We start from the raw sequence: 20,035 nt of genomic DNA, 5'->3' as shown, positions 1-20,035 counted from the left end.
GTCGACATGGCGCAAACCGGAGCGCGGATCGACCCGTATGTGAGCTTCAACTTTCTCGTCGAGCTCGACGGTATCGCACAGGCGAGTTTCCGCGAGTGCACCGGGCTGGAAGCCACCACCGAGGTGATCGAAACCCGCGAGGGCGGCGATAACGTCACGGTCCGCAAACTGCCGGGCAAGACCAGCTACGGCAACCTCACGCTCAAATGGGGCCTCACCGATTCCAGGGAACTGTGGAACTGGCGGCAGCAGGTGATCGACGGCAACGTGGTGCGCAAAAATGGCTCGATCGTCGTCTACGACCTCGCCAATCGCCGGGAAGTGGTGCGCTGGAACTTCGTCGCCGCATGGCCTACGAAGTGGGAGGGCGCCGCCTTCCACGCCACCGGCAACGAGATCGCGGTCGAGGCCCTCGTGCTGGCCCATGAAGGCATCACGAGGGCGTGAGGTCATGTACGTCACCGAGCACGAATTCGAATTGCCGATGGGCTATCTCGATTCCGACGGCACGCTGCACCGGCACGGCGTGATGCGGCTGGCCACCGCCGCGGACGAGATCCTGCCGATGAAGGACCCACGGGTTCGTGCACTGCCGACGTATCTCATCGTCATCCTCTTGTCCCGAGTGGTGATCCGGATCGGCACGATCACCGACATCAATCCCGGCGTCATCGAGGGCTTGTTCTCCCAGGATCTGACCCATCTGCAGGAGCTCTACAACCACATAAACGGGTTGTCCGCGCGCCGGATCGAGATCACCTGCCCGCACTGCAGTATCGAATTCCTCGCGGAGGCGCCACCGCCGGGGGAATCGACGGCTACCCCCTGGACCGGGTCTACCAGGAGGTCGCCCGACTCGGACAGCTCGTCCATTGGACCCACACCGAACTGATGGAACTGGACCACGCCGAACGACGCCGCTGGCTGGCGACAGCGGTCGCACTGGACTGAAGGAGGAACGGCCGTGCCGGATACCGTCGCGCAGCGGACGCTCGGTGAGCAGCTCCGCGAGCAGGTTCGAGTGTTGACCGACCGGCGTACCGTGCACTCGCCGTGGCAGACGGCGGCCGAGCTTGTGCGTGCGCGAAGCGAAAGCCTGCCCCGGCCCGCGGGCAGCATCCGGGAACGCGTCGAGGCAGTGGTTCGCGATCCCGTCCCAATGCAGGACCCGCCGGCGGACGAACCGAGCTGGCCCGCACCGCCGGATGGCGAGATGCCGAGCGGACGAGCGCTGTCCGGCGACATCGTCGAGCTGCTACGCCCGATCGTGGGGCCGGATCTGCCCGGGCTGACCGTGCACGACGACCGTACCGCTGACGGACTGGCCCGGGCGCATGGTGCGGACGCGGTGACCGTCGGCGATGAGATCCATTTCCGTTCGGGTCGATTCGCACCGCAGGAACCCGACGGATTCGCGCTGCTCGCCCATGAGGCGTGGCACGCGGCCGCGGCGCCGGGAACCGCGGCCGCATGGGACCGCTCGACCGAGCTCGGCATCGCGCGCGAGGAACAAGCGGCCGGTGAGCACGAGGCGGCCGCCTCCGCCGCAGCAGGATCGAGTCCGTCGGCGTCGGCGGGCAGGGGGTCGCACGGCGGCCCGGCGATGCATTCGCCCTCGGGCACGGACAATGGCTCGGCGATGCACTCATCGTCGGGCGCGCGCATCCCGCTGCGGTCCGCACCCTTCCCATCCGGAAACAGCCCCGCGACCTCGGAAGTCACCAGCTCCAGGGCGAAGCCTATGGCGGCGCACCCCGAACGGAGCATGCCGATCCAGACAAGCACCGCCCCTGGTGCGCCGGATCTCGACCAGTTGTCCGAACGGCTGTACCGGGACCTGATGCGGCGGATCAAGAGCGACGTCGAGCGAGGTGCGTGAGCGTGTCCGCCCAGCTCGCGAAGGCGACCATCGTGAACTCCACGACCGGAGATCGGATCCCGGTCATGTACAACCCGGAGGAGTACCGGGTCGAGCAGCGCAACGAGATCGCCGAGATCCCGATCCCCGGGCTCGGGGTGTCACCGGTGCAGTACGTCCGGGGACAGGCACGGGTGCTCAGCATGGACCTGTTCTTCGACACCTACGAGACCGCCACCGATGTCCGCGAGCACACCCAGCGGATCACGGCATTGCTGAGCCCGGCGACTGGAACCTTCGCTCCGCCCGTCCTGGTCTTCGTGATGGGCAGCTTCGGTTTCACCTGTGTACTGTCCGAGGCGGATCAGCGATTCACGATGTTCCTGCCCAACGGCACTCCGGTGCGGGCACGGATGTCGGTGAAGTTCACCGAGTTCGTTCGTGTGGATCTGACCGTGCGCCAGGGCTTCTTCGTCGGTGCGCCCACCGTACACAACGTGGTCGATGCCCGGGTGCATGTGCTGGTGGAGGGCGACACCGTTTCCGGCCTGGCCGCGCGCTATCTGGGCGACCCGTTCCGCTGGCGCGAGATCGCCGACGCCAACGGCATCGCCGATCCGATGAATCTCCGTGCGGGGCAGCGCATCACGATTCCAGGGAGGCGAGCGTCGTGAAGCTCGACACGTATGTCCCACGCGCGGACATCCGGATCAGCGGCGTCAGTCTGGCCGCCGATGTCATGCGCCATCTGATCAGCGTCCGCTACGACAACAGCACCGAGCTCGCCGACATGGTCACGATCGTGCTGGACAACGCGAACAACCGGTTCACGGACTCGCCGCTGTTCGAGCTCGGCAAGAACGTCGAGATCCACCTCGGTTACGGCAACCGGACCTTTCCGATGATGCTCGGCGAAATCGCCGCGATCGAACCGGACTTTCCGCATACCGGGCCGCCGACCATCACGATCGTCGCGTACGACCGCTCGCTGCGGTTGCGACATGATATTCCGGATCGTCCGGCATTCCGGTTCGTCAATGACAGCGCCGTTGCCGCACAGATCGCGCTCGAGGCGGGGCTGATCCCGATTGTCGACCCGTCACCGTTCACCCACACGGTGCTGCCGCAGACGACCACAGACATGGCGTTGTTGAAACGCCGAGCGGCGGACAACTTCTTCGACGTGTATGTGTGGTGGGACAAACTGTTCTTCCGCTACCCACGCCCGCAGATCGAGGCCGTCGAACTCGAATGGGGTCGTAACCTCACCAGCTTCAGCCCGCGGGTCGGTAATGCGAAGCTCGCGGGAATCCAGGTGGTGCGGGGCTACAACGAGGAGCTCGCGCAAAGCATCGTCGGCATGATGAGCACCGCCGCACTCGATCTCGACAGCATCGTGGAACGGCTCGGCAGCAACGCGTTGTCCGCGCTGACCTCGCTCGGACGCCGGGTCCTGCGCGGCCGGCCGGTGAAGTCGCCTGTCGACGCCTTCGCACTCGCGAAGGCCCTGCTGCAGCAGCTGCTCGACGGCATGTACGAGGCACACGGTTCGTGCATCGGCCTGCCGCAGCTGCGGGCCAACACCTTCGTGTCGGTCCGCGGCGTCGGCAAACGATTCAGCGGGATGTACCGGCTCAGCAAGGTGACCCACACGCTGGACCGGCGCGGATACCGCACCGAGTTCGAGGTCACGCAGCGAGCCGGGGCGGGCGTGATGCAGTTGGTGCGCAAAGCGATCGGCGGAACACCACCGCCGGATCAGGAAGAGTCGTATCCAGGCGTGGTCATCGCCGAGGTCATGGTCGTCGATCCGCTGACGAACAAGGTCGGAGTGCGTTTCCCGTGGTTCTCCGACGTGCCGGATCTGATGATGGCGCCGATGATGACCCCGCTGGCCGGAAAACTCAGCGGGACGCTCTTCCTGCCCGATCCCGGCGACAAGGTTGTGGTCGCGTTCGAACATGGGAAGTTCGCCAACCCCGTCGTGCTGGGCAGTCTGCGCAGCCTGGTCGACCCGCCGCCGCCCGGCGCGGGGCCCGGCCAGATCTCGATCACGCACAAGACGGGCAGCTCGCTCACGTTCACCGCGAGCGGTGACATCGAGATGAAGGCGGTCAACGTGAAGGTGAAAGTGCTGCAAGGCATGGACGTGAGCGGACCGACGCCATGAACCCGGTGCTGACCGAAGCGAGCGTGATCACCTGCGGGCACCCGGTCACGCCGGCGTTGCCGATCCGCGTGAAAGGAACTATGCGCCTGACAGTTTCGGGATTCGGCGTGCTGACCGGCAAGAGCATCGTGAACGTGCCGGTTCCGGAAGATAGTTGTGTGTTGGTGGACGGCAACCCGGCGGGCACGGAGAAATGCACGCATGCCACAGCGACCGGAGGCGTGGTCGCGCTGCTCACTGTCGACGGCGAAATGGTGCTCGGGCAGCGCGGATTCGACGGCACCACCACCGGTGTACCCGAGAATCCGGAGGCCGGGCTGATCGTGTCACCCGAGCAGACCATCCTGACGGCGGGCTGAGCCGATGAGCGCGCACATCGATCCCTACGGCCGCGCAGCGGCATTCCCGCCGATGTTCACCGACCTCGGCGGCCTCGCCGAAGCCGCGGACGTCGACATCCTGGATCAGTCCATCCGCGTCGTGCTCGGCACGAGTCCGGGCGAGCGAGCGATGCGACCGGATTTCGGCTGCGATCTGCACAGCCTCGCGTTCGCGCCCAACAATCCGGCCACCGCGAATCTCGCACGCCTGCATGTGGAATCGGCGCTGTCGACCTGGGAGCCGCGCATCGACCTGGTCGGTGTCGACGTCGTCAACGACGTGGAAGTCGGTGCACTGGTCGTCACCGTCCGCTACCACCCGCGTGGCGGCTCGGCTTTGTTGGCTACGACATTTGTTTTCAGCCTGGGAGGATTGCCGTGACCGCCCCCGGAGCCGAGCGCGGCCGACTGGTGCCGCCGAACCTGGACGACCGGCGATGGGCCGACCTTGTCTCCGAAGCGCTCGCGCTGATCCCGGAGTACGCGCCGCAATGGACCTCGCGGGCGCCGAGCGACCCGGGCATCACCCTGGTGGAGCTGTTCGCCTACCTCGTCGAGCAGTTGATATACCGGCTCAACCAGGTCCCCGACAAGCACCATCTCGCATTCCTACGGCTGCTCGGGATCACCCGCGCGGCAGCCGTGCCCGCACGGACGCTGCTCACCTTCACCCCGGTCGAGGGCCGTTCACCCACGATCCCGAAAGGCGCCCTCGCGCAGACGAAGGGCACCGAAGCGCAGCCACCGGTCCTGTTCTCCACCGAGATGGAGGTGCAGGTACTGCCGACCGCCGTCGAACTCGCCTTCGCGGCGGTGGATCCGGGCCGGACACCGGTTGACGTGACCGCCTCGGTGACCGGCGCGGAGCATCCGGGGGCGAGATTCGAGCTCGTGCCGCCGAACCAGCGGGCCGCAACCGTGCTGCTCGGTCTGTCGAAAGCGTTCATGCAGCAGGCGGGTTCACTCGACTTGTACGTTGAGGTCGAGTTCGCGATCGCAGGGAACGAGGACCCCGCTCCGGGCGACCTCGCGCGGCTGACCTGGACTTACTCCAGCACCGCCAACGCCGATCCGCACCATCCGAATCCGGCGACCGATCCACATGACTGGCCCGAGCTCACGGTGGATGCCGCACCGGCGACGGTAGGGCCGTCACGAATCGGTGTTGCCCGCTTGCGAATTCGCGCGGATGCGCCGTGGACTGCGCAGCGGCCGAACGACTGGGTCCGCCGTCCGGCGGGCGCCGGGCCCGACGATCCGGCACGGCGTTGGATCGGCATCGTCGTTCGCAACGACACGCAGGCGAAGCAGTCCGTGTGGGTCCGTCATCTGCTGCTCAACACCGTCCCCGCCAGCACCGCGCTGACGGCGGGACGAGGCGGCGCGGAGATCGTCGGCACCGCGACCGGCCACCCGCAGACGATGCAGTTGCGGAACCGGCCGGTCTACGTCGACACCGACGGCCCAGCGCCGCTGGGGCATGTGGAGGTTCGGGTCGACGGCACGCCGTGGCATCTCGCCGATGACGGCGCGGTTGGTCCGAGGTCGTATCGTCTCGACTCGTCCGCCGGTGAGCTCACCTTTGGTCAGCCCGAAGGGACTTCCTCTCCGCAGCGCGGCGCGGCTGTGACCGCCGTCTACCGCTACGTCTCATCAGGCGCCGCAGGCAATGTGGCGGCCGGAGCGATCACGATGCTCGCCGAAGGGATCGCCGACGTCGCGGCCGTCGGCAACCTGGTTCGCGGCAGCGGCGGGCACGACGAGGAGCCGATCGACGAGACAAAGGCCCGTGCGCCACGACTGCTGCGGACCCGCGACCGCGCTGTTACCGCAAAGGATTACGAGTTCCTGACCGCGCAGGTCTCGCCCCGGATCGCGCATGCACGGTGCCTGCCCGCTCGCGTCGAAAAGTCGGGCAGGCCGTGGACCTTTGCCGGTTTGCTCCGTGCTCCTGGCAACGTGCACGTCCTCGTCGTGCCGTTCGACGGCCCGGACCGCGACCGTCCGGCACCCGACGTCGCGCTGCTCCAGCAGGTCGTCTCGGCGCTGGACGACCGCCGCGACGTGACCGCGGCGTTGCATGTCGGCGGCCCGAAGTATGTCGCGGTGAAGGTGTTCGTCCGTGCCCGGGTCTTCCCCGGCGCCATTGCCAGCGGCCACATCACCACGGTCGAGGACGTGGAAACCGCGATCAAGGCGCACATCGCGGCATTCCTGCATCCGGTCCGTGGCGGAAGCGCCGGACGGGGCTGGGAGATCGGGCAGCACCTCTACGCGTCCGAGGTGTACCGCGCGATAAAACCCGACGACAACGTCGGCTACATCAACGACCTGAAGCTGACCGCCGTGTCACCACCGCCATACCACCAAGGGCCGGACTCATGGGACAACAGCAAGCACCGGCCGTTCGCGTTGGCAGTCGACTCACCGAGCTTGGTGCGGGTGGCCGACTATGAGCTCGTCTGTTTCGGCGGGCACGACGTCGAGGCGGAGCTCGACCAATGACCGCGCCCAGTTCCTACTTCGCCCATCTGCCACGGATCTACCGGGACAATGCGGATCTCGACGCGCTGCTGAAGGTCTTCGAGAAGATTCTCAGCGGCCGTGACGACGACGTAGCCGCACCGCACCGGGCGATCACCGAGCGCATCGACATCTTGCATACGCTCTTCGATCCCGCGACGGTCGAACGACGTTTGCTGCCCTGGCTCGGGAGCCTCGTGGGTCTCGACCTGCAACCGAAATGGGACGATGCCATGCGGCGCAGGGCAATCGGCGAGATCGTCGGCATCTACGGACAACGGGGCAGCCGGGCCGGGCTGGCGCGCTACCTAGACCTGTACAGTGCGAACGCCGCTCGCCAGCGCATCACCATCGACGACGCGGCCAAGGTGCTGTTCTGCCGGATCCCGGGCGGCGGCATCGCCCCGATCCGGGCACTGGTCACGCACGGCCCCGTCCGGTTTCCGCAGGGCACCGAGATCTATCCCGGTCTGGTGAGTGCCGAATGTCTCGCCGTGACACCGGACGGCACACTCGTCGTGGGCGATTCGGGCGAACCGGGAACCAATGTGGCGGCAACGCAGCCCGCGAGTGTGTGGCGGATGACTCGCACCGGTGAGTTCGCCGATTTCACCGGTGCGCCACCGAAACCGCGCATGCTGGGCGCACCCGGGTGGGAGCACCCGGTCGCGCTCGCTGTCGATCCGGCCGCGCCGAACTGGGCGTTGTACGTCCTGGACCTGCGCGCGGGCAGTTATCAGCTGTTCCGCATCACCCGCGACCAGCCGTTCACGGCAACCAGGATCACGATTCCTGCTGCATTTCAACTGAATTCGCCGAGTGCGATGCTGTTCGAAGCGGGGCATCTGCTGGTTCTGGACATTACCGACGTCATCGATGTTGATCTGATCCCGAACCCCCCGTTGTGGAAGCGCAGACCATTGACGGGCGCGATGACGCCGCTGTCGATGACCGTCACCGAAGTGGGCGACCTGTACGTGACCGATGGTCGTGAGCAGGACGGCACGGCGACCCCGGCGGAATTGCTGAAGGTGGACCGCAGCAATCCGGGCGCGTGGACCGTTGTCCGGCAACTCGCGCAACTGCCGGCGAGCGAGAATCCGCTCGTCGCGCCGGTGGCGATCGTCGAGGACCGCGACGGGTCGCTGCTCGTGCTCGACGTCGGATTGAAACCGCTGCGGTCGAGCGCGAAACCGTTCCTGCGCACGGTCGTGGAACCCTCGGCGGTATATCGGGTGCGGCTGGGACAGCGCGTCGGGGCGCTGCCGCGGATCGAGAGGACGAGCAGCACAGGGCGTCTGGTGTTCCCGACGGCGATGGTGCGGTTCGGTCGTGAACTGTATTTCACCGATCGCGGTGATCCCAATGATCCGGCACTCGGACCGGATGTCACGGTGCGCCGGAATTTCCGCGCCGCGTCGCACGAGTTCGGTGTCACCGTGCACTTCGACGAGGACGACACCTCGGTCGACTACCAGCGGGCGGTAATCCAGGGCGTCTCGGAGATCGTCGAACAGCAGCGCCCGGCCGCGTCCTGGCCGTGGCTGATGTCGGCGGTGGGCAGGTAGGAGCGAATCGACATGGCGGAGAAAGTGTTCAGGGGTGAGATCTGATGGCAGAGCAACTGATTCGCACGAGCTTCGTTGATGTGAGCGGTCAGCCGCGGCAGGGCTCGACGAGCCTGCGGGAGAGCCGCGTCGACGCCGAGCGGTACCTGCAGCCGCTGGTCCGGGCGCACGCCTCCGCGCTGCACAGCTGGGGGATCGCTGAAGGTCTGCGGGTTTCGGCAACGATCGGTGTGTCGGGCCTGACGATCGGACCCGGTGTGGCGCTCGATGCGGCAGGCCGGCACATCTGCGTCGCAGAAGGTGGTTCGGTGAAGCTGGACGATGGGTCGCTCGCCGCGGTCGGGCAATCCGGCGTCGAGATACCGACCACCGGCCCGATGGGCGCTACGGTACTGACGATCGCGTGGGACGAAGTCTTCGATCGTGTCGCATTCCACACGGATCAGCTGTTCCAGATGATGGAGACGCCGCTGATCAGACTGCGTCCGGCCGCGGACTTCACCAATGACGGCGAGGCAGTGGTGCTTGCGCACGTAGAGCTGGGCGAGAACGGCGCGATCGCCGCAGTGAGTGCCACTGAGCGTACGGCGGTGGGTGTGTCGGTCGGCCGGATCGATTTCCTGGGGCCGGTGTCGGACAGTACCGATGGCGTCGCGACGCTGGCGCACCAAACCGCGGGATCGATCACTGTCGGCGCGAAAGGTAATCTCAAGTTCGACACCGCACTGGCTCTGCCGGCGAAGGGGATGCGTATCGGCACCGCCGCAGTGTCCGTGCTGGAGGGCGATCTCACCCTGTCGACGAAGCTGCGTGTTCCGGCGTCCGGCATCCAGATCGGCGATATTACGGTGTCGGACAACGGCGCTGCGTCGGTGTCAGCACAACTGCGCCTGCCCGACAGCGGAGTGCAGATCGGGCAGCAATCCGCGGTGGGCAACAACTTCCAGCTCGCGGCGGGCCGCGTTATCGCCGGCGGTGAGCGTGGATTGCGGTTGTCCAGCGGAACCGGCGAATCCTCCAACACGATTCTCACCTCTCGCCGCGACGGCCGCCTGTGCATCGGCGGGACCAATCCTCGTGCGCTGTTGACAGTGGACGATCCCACAGCCGAATGGGACACTGTGGCGTTCCGTCGTGCCGCACTGGGCCCGAACTGGAGTTACATCCATCGGGGCGAGAACGGCGATTGGTACATCCGGTCCGCGAAAGACACCGGCAATGTCGTGATCCAGGACGTCGCAGGTGGGCGGGTGCGGATCGGCACCGTCGGCTTAGGTGCCCCGTCGCGGACGGAACGCCTGCAAGTGGGTGGCGATCCCGCTGGTCCCCTGACACACCGGCCGGCAGCGGTGTTCTGGGGCGATGTCCAGGTCATCGGCAAGCTCACCAAATCCACCAGCAACTTCAAGATCGACCACCCGGACGATCCAGCGAACAAATATCTCTGCCACTCGGCGATCGAGAGCGACGAGATGAAGAACGTGTACGACGGCGCTGTCGAACTAGACGACCGCGGCACCGCCGTGATCGAGCTGCCGGGCTGGTTCGAGGGACTCAACGAGAAGCTCCGGTACCAGTTGACGCCGATCGGTGCGGCGGCGCCGAACCTGCATGTCGCCGAGAAGGTGTCGGGCGGCCGATTCGCCATCGCCGGGGGTGCTCCCGGGATGGAGGTCAGCTGGATGATCACCGGCGTCCGCCGCGACGCCTATGCCCGGGCGCACCCACTCGTCGTCGAAGTCGACAAATCCGGTGGCGAACGCGGCACCTATCTGCACGCCGTGCCACCGGCCGCCGTCTAGGAAAGGTGCCAATTCCATGGCCGAGACGATGATCCGCACGAGCTATCTGGACGTGAGCGGCCAGCCCCGTCAGGGCTCGACGAACTTGCGCGAGAGCCGGACCGACGCGGAGCGATACCTACAGCCGGCCCTCCGTGCCCACGCTGCAGGTTTGCACGCACCTGGCATCGCCGCGGGACTGCAGGTGTCGGCGGCGATCGGCGCACCGGGGATAAGAATTGCTCCGGGCATCGCGATAGACGGCGAGGGACGACACATCAGTATGGCCGCGGGAGGCGCGGCGAAGCTGGAGGATCAAACGCTGGTCACTGTCGACGCGACAGGTGTCCCCGTCCCGACCACGGGAGTGAGCGGAGCGCTGTCGGTCACCATCGCTTGGGCGGAAACCTTCGACAAGGCGGCGTTCCAAGCGAACCAAGTGTTCCAGGTGATCGAGACGCCGATCGTGCGCTTGCGCCCGGCCGCGGCGTTCGCGCCCCGCGTCGACGAGGTGATCCTCGCGCAGGTCGACATCGACAGTGCGGGCAATGTGACCGCGCTCGGTGCACAGCGACGCCGAGCAGCGGGAATCGCGCTGGACCGCATCGAATTCCGACGCCCGACCACGGTCGTCGACGCGGACGGCACGACCGTCGGGCACGGTCCGGCCGCAGTGCTGTCCGTCCGTGACGACGGGGAGCTGGCTGTCTCGTCGACACTGCACGCGGCGCGAGGCGTGCGGCTCGGTTCGAGTACGGGCCTCTCCGCAGCAGGTGACGCCGTCGCTGTCGACGGCACACTGCGGCTCGGCGACGAGGGCGTGGAGCTCGGAAACAGCGACCCAGCCGGTGATTTCCGGCTCGCCACCGGTGCGGTGCTGGCCGGCGGTGTACGGGGCCTACGACTGGCGGCTGGAAACGGCGACCAGGCGGCGACAGTGTTCACCACCTCGGCGGACGGCAAGATCTGCATCGGCGGAAACGCCCCGCAGGCCCGGCTCACGGTCGACGACCCCACCCCCGACAACTCCTGGAATACCGCGGCATTCCGCAAAGCGGCCGCCGGCCCATTTTGGAGCCACATCCACTGGGGGCCGACCGGCGACTGGTTCATCCGGTCGGCTGCTTTCCACGGCAGTGTCAACATCCAGGACACCAACGGATTCGGGAAGGTCAACATCGGCGGATTCCAGACGTCCTTCACGTCGAAGGTAGCGGTGGGCGGGCTGCCGAACTTCGGGGCGATCTCCCCGGAGGTGTACGTCGTCAACGACGACAGTTTCGTCTTCCCGACGCCGATCGCTGTGCTCGCGCAGACGATCACCGGCGAGGGTCTCCGGGTGAGCAGCCGCGACGGCACCGGCATCGTGGCGTCCGGAGGCACCCGCGCCGCGGTGTTCAAGGGCAACGTCGACGTGCTCGGTACGCTCACCAAGTCGGGATTGAACTTCAAGATCGATCATCCCGCCGACCCGGCGTTCAAGTTCCTGTCGCATGCGGCCGTCGAGAGTGACGAGATGAAGAACGTCTACGACGGAACCGTCGAGCTGGACGGGGACGGCGCCGCGGAGGTCGTACTGCCCGACTGGTTCGAGGCTCTCAACGGTGATTTCCGCTACCAGCTCACCGCGATCGGCGCCGCCGCGCCGAACCTCCATGTGGCGCAGGAGGTGTCCGGTGGCCGGTTCCGTATTGCCGGCGGCGACGCGGGTTCGAAGGTCTGCTGGATGGTGACCGGTGTCCGCCGCGACGCCTATGCCCGCGCGAATCCGGTGCAGGTCGAGACCGAGAAGTCCGGCTACGAGCGTGGTAACTATCTGCATCCCGAGCTGCACGGTGAAACGGCCGAGCGCAGCCTCTTCACCATGGTGCCCAATCCGCCTGGGATGGCTGGGCGATGACGGCAGTCGGCGATCTCCGAGACCGGACACGGCAATCCCGCGTCACCGGTTCGGAACTGCCGTTCGCCGACGCGCTGCACCGGCTCGACCAGCGTCTCGCTGCCGCGGTGGACGGCATACCCGCGCCGAACGACCCGCTGGTCGGCGGCGATTGTGGACCGGCATTCGATTGGATCACGCGGACCTACGAGCTGACGGCGTTCGAACTCGACATGCTGCTGGTCGCGCTGTCACCGGAGGTGGATTCGCGGTACGGGCGAGCGTTCGCGTTGCTGCAGGACGACCTCACACGTACTCGACCGACGGTGGAACTCACGCTGAATCTGCTGTGCGCGAATGGGTGCGACATCGGGCGCATCAGGCACGTCGCCACCGATGCGCCGCTGCGCGCGAACCGGCTCCTACGCGTCGTCCCGGACCCCCGTGACATCGAGCCCGCGCTCGGGTCGCACTACCTTGTGCTCGATTCGCAGATCGCCGATGTGCTGCTCGGCAGCAGCGGTCTCGACCGGCGACTCGCGGGCTGGTGCCGGATCTTCCCGGCCACCGAACACGGCGAACCCCGGTGGAACGCGGTGCGGGTCGAGCGCATTCGGAACGGATTGTCCCGGGCAGCACCGGTATACGTGTACGGACCACCGGGATCGGGCCGCCGCGCCGCGGTGCGGGCCGCCGCGTCGGCGATCGGCCGACCGGTTCTGTACGGCGACCTGCGCCGGATGCCCCGCCCGGAGGTGAATGAGGATGCCCTGCACTGCTTCCTGCGTGAGGCGGCGCTGTTCCGCGCCGTCGCTCACCTCGATGGCGTCGACGAGATCGACGAAACCGTCTGGCGCAGGGCCGTATTGCGGTCGGTCGCCGGTGCCGGGCCGGTGGTGCTCGCGGGCCGGCAACCATGGACTGCCGAACCGGGCTTCGGAGTGACACCGGTGTCGTTCGGGCACCTGGACGCGGACGATCGCCGCGCATGCTGGCTGGCACATCTCGAATCACGTGCTGTCGCGGCCGACGATGTGAATCTGCTGGCACAGCGATTCGCGCTCACGCCCGGCGAGATCGAGGCCGCCGCAATGGCGTCGACCGGTGATACGCTCCCCGAACTGACCCGGGCCGCACGGCTGCAGACCGGTCACAAGCTCGCCGCACTGGCTGACCGGGTCGTGACCGTCGCGACCTGGCGCGATCTCGTCCTGCCCGACGACGCCCTGGCGTCGCTGCGGGAACTGTGCGCCACCGTCGCCGGACGCGAACGTGTACTGGGGGATTGGGGATTCGGCCGGACTCTCTCGCGCGGAACCGGAGTGACCGCACTCTTCTCGGGTCCCTCGGGGACGGGCAAGACCATGGCCGCCGAAGTGGTCGCGAACGACCTACGGCTGGATCTGTTCCGGATCGACTTGTCCTGCGTGGTCAGCAAGTACATCGGTGAGACCGAGAAGAACCTGCGCACCATCTTCGCCGCCGCGGAGTCCGCGAACGCGGTCCTGCTCTTCGACGAGGCGGATGCGCTCATGGGCAAGCGAAGCGAGGTCCGCGACGCCCACGATCGCTATGCGAATCTCGAGGTCGCATATCTGCTGCAGGCGATGGAGACCTACCGTGGCGTGGCGATCCTCGCGACCAACCTGCGACACCACCTCGATGACGCGTTCGTCCGGCGGCTCGCCTTCGCCGTGCATTTCCCGTTCCCGGACGAGACGAGCCGACTGCGTATCTGGCAGGGGATCTGGCCCGCCGCGACGCCTCTCGCCGACGATGTGGATTTGGCGGTACTCGCGCAGCGATACAAGCTCGGCGGCGGCAACATTCGCAACATTGCCTTGGCGGCCGCGTATCTCGCGCAGCCCCAACCGATCGCGATGCGCCACTTGCTGCACGCGATTCGGCGCGAGTACCAGAAGTTGGGCAAAGTACTCGACGACGCCGACTTCGACGCGGGCGGTGACCCGACGTGATCGGCCACCTCGACAACATGATTCGCCGACTGCTCATGGCACGGATCGATGGCGTCGATGACGAGGCACAGGTGCGGTTTCAGCCGCCCGACGATGCGTGGAAGCAGTACGTCGCGACACAGCAGAAGGTGGCGCTCAACGTCTACCTGGTGGATCTGCGAGAAAATCGGACACTTCGATCGGTGGAACGGTCGTACCAGCTGGTCGGGGACGAAATGCAGACCGGCGTGGCGCCGCGCCGGGTCGATCTGCACTACCTGATCACCGCGTGGAGTCCCGCGACGCCGAGCCCCGCGGTGGAACCGGCCATCGACGAGCACGACCTGCTGTACCGAGTTGCGGCGGTACTCGCCGAAGCTGAGCCGATCGTGCCACGGCAGGTGTACGCTCCTGCCGCCTTGCCCGCGGGATTTCCATTGTCGATCGCGGCCGCGGAACTGCCGACCGTGGTGCTGCCCGCTGACGGGTTCCCGAAGTACGCGGAGTTCTGGGGAACGATGGGTGGGATGCATCCGTGGCGTCCTGCGGTCTACCTGCGGCTGACCGTTCCTATCGAATTCGGTGCGCGCGATACCGCGCCGCTGGTCACGTCCCAGATGACCGGGTATCGGGTGGAGGACGGCACAGGCGCCGATGTAATGGTCGACATCGGCGGAGTCGTGTCGGACGCGGACGGAGTTCCGTTGCCCTTGGCCGTGGTTCGTGTAGAGCAGCCGCGCGGCGTCATGCTGTGGGAGGCCGAGTCGAACGAGTCCGGCCGCTACATATTCCGTGGATTGGCACGGGGCGAGTACATTCTTCGCGTCCGTGCGGCGGGATTCGCCGAATGTGCGGCGCCGATCAGAGTTCCCGGTGACGGTGTCGACTACTACGACGTGACGTTGGCCTGATCGAGTCGCCATGTCCGAATTCGTCGACCGAATGACTTCCGACCATCACGTACGCGTGCCGGACGTCGCGCAGCACGCCGTAGATCAGGTGCTGAGGACACCCGGCGCGCCCATGGACCTGGGGACACGCGAGTTCATGGAGCAGCGATTCCGCCGCGACTTCGCCCATGTGCGAGTGCATGTCGGCCGTGCGGCGGGACAGTTCGCCGATGCGCTCGGCGCGAAAGCATTCACGGTCGGACATCACATGGTGTTCGGGCCGGGAGCGTATGCGCCGGAAGCCGACGATGGGAAGCGGTCGATCGCACACGAATTGGCGCACGTCGTGCAGCAATCCCGCGGCGGTGCGCCGGCCCCCGGCCTGGATGCCGGCCACACGCTCGAGTATTCGGCCGATGCGGTCGCGGGACGGATCACCCACGCATCGACGGTCGACGTCGGCGGGGCGAGCGCGCCGGGGATCGCGCGGCTGGCCGGCGAAACTCCGTGGTGGAAACGGAAAGTCGCCGCCCTCTATCAGCAAGCCGCGCCCGTGATCGCGAAGGTCGAGCAATTCGTCACCGCGGTGAACGAGGCGCCATCGCTGAGCGAAGTCGTTGCCCGCACAGTGGAGGAGTACGCGGCGAAGGCGAATCCCGAGACGAAGTCCGGTGCGGCCCTGCAGAGCATGTCGAAGGTGTTCACCGCCACCGCGAAGGTCACCAGCAAGCCGCGGCGCGCCTTGGTGCGTGGGTTCATCGCGGGCAAGCCCGCCGCAGCCGTCGCTGAATTCCAGCAGGATATGGACAGCGGCCTCAAAGAACTGAAGGAGGCGACTTTCTCCGGCATCGAAGCATATGAGGAGGGGAAGTTCGGTGATGTGCCCGACCCGATCATGTACCCGGTGGACAAGGTGACCGGCGGCAAGGTCTCGCGCTTCAGCCGCCAGGTCCAGGGCGGCCTGCTGAAGTCGCTGTACACCATGGGCGAGGGCATCGTCACGATCGGCGTGCATCCGGTCCGGACCATCGAGGGTGTCGCCAAGATCGCCGAAATGGTCAGTCCACTTCCGAGCCCGGACACGATCACCAACGCCGTCGGGTTCGCGACCGACCTCGTAGACCCGAAGCTGACCGCAAAGGATGCCGCGAAGCGCTATCTGGCCGCCGAGGAAGCCGAACAGCAGCGGCGCCGGACCGAGATGATCGCGCTGGTGAAGGGCCTCGGCGAAAACTACCTCGACGCCTGGAAGAAGGAGCGCTACGGCGAGATTCCCGGGCTGCTGCTCGGCGATGTGGGCAGCTTCTTCATCGGTGCCGGCGAGGCGAGAGCGGCTACCGGCGCAGCGAAGGGCGCAGGTACGGTCGGGAAGCTCGGCGATGTCGCCAAGCTCGGCGAAGTGGGCGACGTCGGAAAGATCGCCGAGGGCGCCAAGTCGCTGGCGCCGATGGCCGAGGGCGCGAAGCTCGCCGAGTCGGCGAAGGGCGTCGAAGCCGCGCAGCTTTCTAAACCAGCCCTGCCCAAGGAGATACCGGCGCCGATCGAGCCGAAGACTCCGGCCGTCCCCGGATTACCTGGATACCGGACCCCGGAGGTACCCCCACCGGTGCCCGATACGCCCTTCTTCCCGGCCCCCGAGCCGCGTAAACCGTCGATACCTCCGCCGGAGCCGAAGCCGGTGCCGGCCGAGCCCGCGACACCCGTGCCGCCCGAGCCCAGGCCGGTGCCGCCCGAGCCCAAGACACCTGTGCCACCCGAACCGAAGGTCTTTCCGCCTACCCGCCGCCGACGTGACCCGCCACCGTTTCGTGACTGGCGAGATACATTGCCCGCCAACGACAACGCGATTCCGACCGGCAGTCGTCCGGCCAATGACAACGCATTCGCGCCGAAGAACGCGGAAACCGCGGCACAGGTCGAGCGAGAGGTCGCTGAAGTGGCCGCGGTGGAGGAGATTCCGATCAAGCGTGCGGCCGGCGACTTCGAGCGCCATCTTCCACCCGGGGAGACCCTGACGACGGTGGACCGGCCGATGGCGGCGGCGTCGAAACGCGCGGCGGGGCAGCCCCTGCGGACTGTGGGGCCGACCCGACCGGGCGGGCCCGGTGGTCCGTCAGCAACCGGGCGATCGCTCGGTGGTCCGGCCCGACGGCCTCGGCGTCCGGCTATGCCCAAGGAACCACCGATCCTGCCCGAGGGTATCCGGAACCGGAAAATCACCGCGCGCGAGGCGATCGACTTCTTCGAGGGCAACCGGAGGTCCTATCCGGCCGAGATCCGGCAGCTGATCGACGACGCGCGACGCAAGCCGACCAAAGCCGCCGCGGTCGAGATCGATTCGGCTGTACGGAACCTGTATGCCCGCAGGATGAACAAAGCGCTGGGCTATCCCGACGTGGGCCCGCGCGATCAGGTGATCGCGCCCTTCCGCAGGTCGGTCAAAGGGCACTCGCCGCTGGCGGGCGAGGGCGGTCAGTTCGAAGCGCTCATGGAAATGGGGCGTGACCAGCGGCTTCCCTCGCTGAATCTGCTGGCAGAGACGAAGTCGGGCCGACTGCTCGATGTCGACCACTTCGATCCCGTCACCCGTACGGGGCGGGAGATCAAAATGCCCGGTGCGCTAGTGGGGCTGAGCCCTCCTGCGCGAGCGAAGATCTTCGACCAGATTGCCCGGCACGTCGAATGGACCCGCGACTGGGGCATGCGCTACACCTGGGAATTGCACAGCATCGACGACCTGCGCGGGCTGCAGCGGGCAGTTCGGGCCTACGAGTCATGGGTACCGCGCGAAATCTCCGAGATCCTGATCCACGACATCCTCGAAGCGCCCGGCCGCGGCAGCCACATTCGCATCACTGTGATCGAGTAACCTCCGTACTGTCGTTTCCGGTGGTTCTTCCGTTCAGTCTCTTGGCCGAGGGCCGCACCATTCCGGTGGCCGGGGTTCAGGCGATGCACGAAGGCAAACGGCGGGCCCCTCCGCCGCGCGACATGAAGCGAGCGGCCATCGCCGGTGGACCCAAGGGGCTCAGACCTCGATGGGTTCGTAGATGGCGATATGCCAGAGCGAGCTGGGTGTCGGCCGCAGGACCGCGCGGCGCTCATGCGGTCCGCTGACCGCCTGCCCCACCTCGAAACCCTTGGCGCGCAGGTTATTCAGAGTCTCGTCCAGGTCATCGACCTTGATCGCGAGGAACGGGGTGTCGTCGTCGCGGTCGGTGCCCGCGAGCATGACGCGGACGCCGCCGGTGTCGAACTGGGCCGTCTTCCACGGCCCGGTGCTCGACCACAGCCCGGTCGTCACCGCTCACGGGAATCGTTCGTCACCGAGGGATCGGGTCTCGGCCACGTAGTTCTCCCGGTGCCCGACCTCGAGGAGGCGAACCGTTTCTAATGCGAAGTGCTCGGCTTCCTGCCTCGGGGCTCGTTCCGGGTGCCAACCCGCCGGTGTGAGGCCCGTTCGTGTTCGATTCCTGGGTGTCGATCAGCGCCATCACAGCCTCGCGCTGATCCCGGGCACCCGTCCCGACGGCCCGGGACTGGTACACATCATGGTCGAGGTCGACCAGCTCGACGCCGTGGGCCGGGCTCTCGACCGCGTCGTGCGGGCGGGCTACCCGCTGTCGTCGACTCTCGGCAGGCACACCAACGACAAGATGATCTCCTTCTACGTCCGCACTCCCGGTGGCTGGGATCTCGAATTCGGCACCGATGGTGTGCTCGTCGATGAATCCACCTACAGCGCCGAAGAGATCACCGCCGACAGCTACTGGGGCCACGAATGGTCACGTGGCTGACCACCGCGTCGTCCCGGTTCGGCGGCGCTGCTCGGTCAGCGCGGCGGGTGTCCGGATCGTCTCCGCGGCGGCCCGCGAGATCGGTGCGGGTCACGATGCGCATGCCGCGCGGCGGGAATTCTCAGGCGCGCCGCACCCGTCGTGACCTGAGAGCGATCACCGTCTCCGGCGGAGCGTGGTCATAGGGCCGGCGATCTCGGACCGGCAGGTATCCGTTGGGCAGTCAGGCGTGCAGCGTGTCTGTGGGTGGCCGGCCGTAACGGACGGTGTAAGCGGCCGCGAAGCGGGCCGGATGGGCGAAGCCCCACCGCTCGGCGATGGCGGCGACGGTCTGTCCGGTTTCGGGCTCGGCGGCGGTCAGCTCCGCGTGGGCCCGCTCGAGGCGCACCCGACGCAGGTAGCCCAGTGGCGTTGTGTCGTAATGGCGGCGGAAGTCGTGCTGGAGGGCGCATGTGGTGACTCCGCCGGCGTCGGCGATGTCGGTGAGGGTGAGGGGCTGGTCGGCGTTGGCGTTGATGTGGTCGATCGCGCGACGCAAGGCCATCGGAGTGATCGGGCCCGGGTCGCGGATGTAGTCGACTGTCATCGCCGTGTTCGGGAACGTGGTCAGCGCGGCCGCCGCGATACCGGCGGTTGTCTGCTCGGCGACCAGAGGGTTGCACATCGAAGAATCGGGGTCCATGAGTTCGCGGTGGACCACGCCGACCAGTTCGCGCCAGTACCGTCCCATCGCGTGCGAGACCGGCTGGGCGGAGTGGAACCGCAGGCCGCCCGCAGGCGCACCGACCTGCCCTTCCGCCGCCGCGGCGACACGGTCCATCGGCAGCCGGAGCAGGGACATGTCGAGGTCGTGGACTTCGAACGACAGCCCGACACCCATCGGGACCATCGCGACGTCGCCGGGGCGCATCAGGAGTTCCTCCCCACCGCGCAGCAGATACCGGCCCGCGATCAGATGTTCGAACACCAGGTACTCGAATGGTTCGGCGTCGGTGGCATAGCCGATCGCACTATGGACCCGGTCGGTGGCCATCGTGTCGGTGGCGACGCCCCTGGCGGCGAACGCGGCCTCCGGCGGGACATCGAGGAATCGGGTGCGGTTGCCGGCATACATGCGGTCGATGTAGTCGGTGATCTCGGCGGAGTCGGTCGAGGAGAATTCGTATCGCTCGACGGGCGCGGGCGCGGTGTCAATCGACATTGTCGCCTCCTGCTAGGACGATGGTCCAGGCCG

At 67.0% G+C, this 20,035-nt stretch carries 16 protein-coding genes and 1 pseudogene; 15 read left to right on the top strand and 2 right to left on the bottom strand.

Annotation, left to right across the window (positions count from 1 at the left end; genetic code table 11):
• Positions 1 to 6 precede the first annotated feature (6 nt).
• The 14 genes from OHA40_RS01050 (at position 7) to OHA40_RS00985 (ending at position 17,873) form a co-directional block, all read left to right on the top strand.
• Positions 7 to 447 carry a phage tail protein gene (locus OHA40_RS01050; RefSeq protein ID WP_330231187.1) on the top strand — a complete coding sequence of 147 codons (441 nt, stop codon included), beginning with the start codon at positions 7 to 9 and terminating at the stop codon, positions 445 to 447.
• Positions 425 to 892 (top strand): hypothetical protein, encoded by a 468-nt coding sequence (locus OHA40_RS01045; protein WP_330231186.1) that lies wholly within the window; start codon positions 425 to 427, stop codon positions 890 to 892. Before OHA40_RS01050 ends, OHA40_RS01045 begins: the two co-directional genes overlap by 23 nt.
• Before the next feature lie 72 nt (positions 893 to 964).
• Positions 965 to 1,879 (top strand): eCIS core domain-containing protein, encoded by a 915-nt coding sequence (locus OHA40_RS01040; RefSeq protein ID WP_330231185.1) that lies wholly within the window; start codon positions 965 to 967, stop codon positions 1,877 to 1,879.
• Positions 1,880 to 1,881: 2 nt separating this feature from the next.
• Positions 1,882 to 2,532, top strand: a complete 651-nt coding sequence (locus OHA40_RS01035) for a CIS tube protein (RefSeq protein WP_330231184.1) — start codon at positions 1,882 to 1,884, stop codon at positions 2,530 to 2,532.
• Positions 2,529 to 4,028, top strand: a complete 1,500-nt coding sequence (locus OHA40_RS01030; RefSeq protein ID WP_330231183.1) for a phage baseplate assembly protein V — start codon at positions 2,529 to 2,531, stop codon at positions 4,026 to 4,028. Before OHA40_RS01035 ends, OHA40_RS01030 begins: the two co-directional genes overlap by 4 nt.
• Positions 4,025 to 4,387 (top strand): hypothetical protein, encoded by a 363-nt coding sequence (locus OHA40_RS01025; protein WP_330231182.1) that lies wholly within the window; start codon positions 4,025 to 4,027, stop codon positions 4,385 to 4,387. Before OHA40_RS01030 ends, OHA40_RS01025 begins: the two co-directional genes overlap by 4 nt.
• Positions 4,388 to 4,391: 4 nt before the next feature.
• Positions 4,392 to 4,790: a GPW/gp25 family protein gene (locus OHA40_RS01020; protein ID WP_330231181.1), complete on the top strand. Its 399-nt coding sequence runs from the start codon at positions 4,392 to 4,394 to the stop codon at positions 4,788 to 4,790.
• Entirely contained in the window at positions 4,787 to 6,913 is a 2,127-nt protein-coding gene (locus tag OHA40_RS01015; RefSeq protein WP_330231180.1) for a baseplate J/gp47 family protein, read from the top strand. Before OHA40_RS01020 ends, OHA40_RS01015 begins: the two co-directional genes overlap by 4 nt.
• On the top strand, positions 6,910 to 8,499 hold the full coding sequence (locus tag OHA40_RS01010) for a phage tail protein (protein ID WP_330231179.1): 1,590 nt from the start codon (positions 6,910 to 6,912) through the stop codon (positions 8,497 to 8,499). The genes OHA40_RS01015 and OHA40_RS01010 overlap by 4 nt, the downstream gene beginning before the upstream one ends.
• Positions 8,500 to 8,543: 44 nt before the next feature.
• Entirely contained in the window at positions 8,544 to 10,301 is a 1,758-nt protein-coding gene (locus OHA40_RS01005) for a hypothetical protein (protein WP_330231178.1), read from the top strand.
• A gap of 16 nt (positions 10,302 to 10,317) precedes the next feature.
• On the top strand, positions 10,318 to 12,180 hold the full coding sequence (locus tag OHA40_RS01000) for a hypothetical protein (RefSeq protein WP_330231177.1): 1,863 nt from the start codon (positions 10,318 to 10,320) through the stop codon (positions 12,178 to 12,180).
• Positions 12,177 to 14,135 (top strand): ATP-binding protein, encoded by a 1,959-nt coding sequence (locus tag OHA40_RS00995; RefSeq protein WP_330231176.1) that lies wholly within the window; start codon positions 12,177 to 12,179, stop codon positions 14,133 to 14,135. The genes OHA40_RS01000 and OHA40_RS00995 overlap by 4 nt, the downstream gene beginning before the upstream one ends.
• The gene (locus OHA40_RS00990) at positions 14,132 to 15,025 is read left to right on the top strand and encodes a Pvc16 family protein (RefSeq protein ID WP_330231175.1); all 894 of its coding nucleotides are present in this window, start codon (positions 14,132 to 14,134) and stop codon (positions 15,023 to 15,025) included. Before OHA40_RS00995 ends, OHA40_RS00990 begins: the two co-directional genes overlap by 4 nt.
• Positions 15,026 to 15,035: 10 nt before the next feature.
• Positions 15,036 to 17,873 (top strand): eCIS core domain-containing protein, encoded by a 2,838-nt coding sequence (locus OHA40_RS00985; protein WP_330231174.1) that lies wholly within the window; start codon positions 15,036 to 15,038, stop codon positions 17,871 to 17,873.
• 159 nt (positions 17,874 to 18,032) lie between these two features.
• Here the strand turns inward: OHA40_RS00985 and OHA40_RS00980 are convergent, their stop codons facing one another.
• Positions 18,033 to 18,308, bottom strand: coding sequence for a hypothetical protein (locus OHA40_RS00980; RefSeq protein ID WP_330234505.1), 276 nt, complete (start codon positions 18,306 to 18,308; stop codon positions 18,033 to 18,035).
• On the opposite strand from OHA40_RS00980, the pseudogene OHA40_RS00975 reads away from it, so the two are divergent.
• A pseudogene (locus OHA40_RS00975) lies at positions 18,268 to 18,801 on the top strand (VOC family protein); the annotation flags it as partial. The gene OHA40_RS00980 and the pseudogene OHA40_RS00975 overlap by 41 nt on opposite strands.
• 223 nt (positions 18,802 to 19,024) lie before the next feature.
• On the opposite strand, the gene OHA40_RS00970 reads toward OHA40_RS00975, so the two are convergent.
• A complete protein-coding gene (locus OHA40_RS00970) occupies positions 19,025 to 20,002 on the bottom strand; it encodes an AraC family transcriptional regulator (protein WP_330231173.1) in 978 nt (325 codons plus the stop codon).
• Between the last annotated feature and the right edge of the window lie 33 nt (positions 20,003 to 20,035).

The sequence above is a fragment of the Nocardia sp. NBC_00508 genome, assembly GCF_036346875.1.
In the GTDB taxonomy this organism is placed as follows: Bacteria; Actinomycetota; Actinomycetes; order Mycobacteriales; family Mycobacteriaceae; genus Nocardia.
This window is presented reverse-complemented; position numbering and strand designations above follow the sequence as displayed.

Coding starts and splice junctions, on each gene's coding strand:
- OHA40_RS01050 (WP_330231187.1), top strand. CDS start 7: ATGGCGCAAACCGGAGCGCGGATCGACCCGTATGTGAGCTTCAACTTT.
- OHA40_RS01045 (WP_330231186.1), top strand. CDS start 425: ATGAAGGCATCACGAGGGCGTGAGGTCATGTACGTCACCGAGCACGAA.
- OHA40_RS01025 (WP_330231182.1), top strand. CDS start 4,025: ATGAACCCGGTGCTGACCGAAGCGAGCGTGATCACCTGCGGGCACCCG.
- OHA40_RS01020 (WP_330231181.1), top strand. CDS start 4,392: ATGAGCGCGCACATCGATCCCTACGGCCGCGCAGCGGCATTCCCGCCG.
- OHA40_RS01010 (WP_330231179.1), top strand. CDS start 6,910: ATGACCGCGCCCAGTTCCTACTTCGCCCATCTGCCACGGATCTACCGG.
- OHA40_RS01005 (WP_330231178.1), top strand. CDS start 8,544: ATGGCAGAGCAACTGATTCGCACGAGCTTCGTTGATGTGAGCGGTCAG.
- OHA40_RS01000 (WP_330231177.1), top strand. CDS start 10,318: ATGGCCGAGACGATGATCCGCACGAGCTATCTGGACGTGAGCGGCCAG.
- OHA40_RS00995 (WP_330231176.1), top strand. CDS start 12,177: ATGACGGCAGTCGGCGATCTCCGAGACCGGACACGGCAATCCCGCGTC.
- OHA40_RS00985 (WP_330231174.1), top strand. CDS start 15,036: ATGTCCGAATTCGTCGACCGAATGACTTCCGACCATCACGTACGCGTG.
- OHA40_RS00970 (WP_330231173.1), bottom strand. CDS start 20,002: ATGTCGATTGACACCGCGCCCGCGCCCGTCGAGCGATACGAATTCTCC.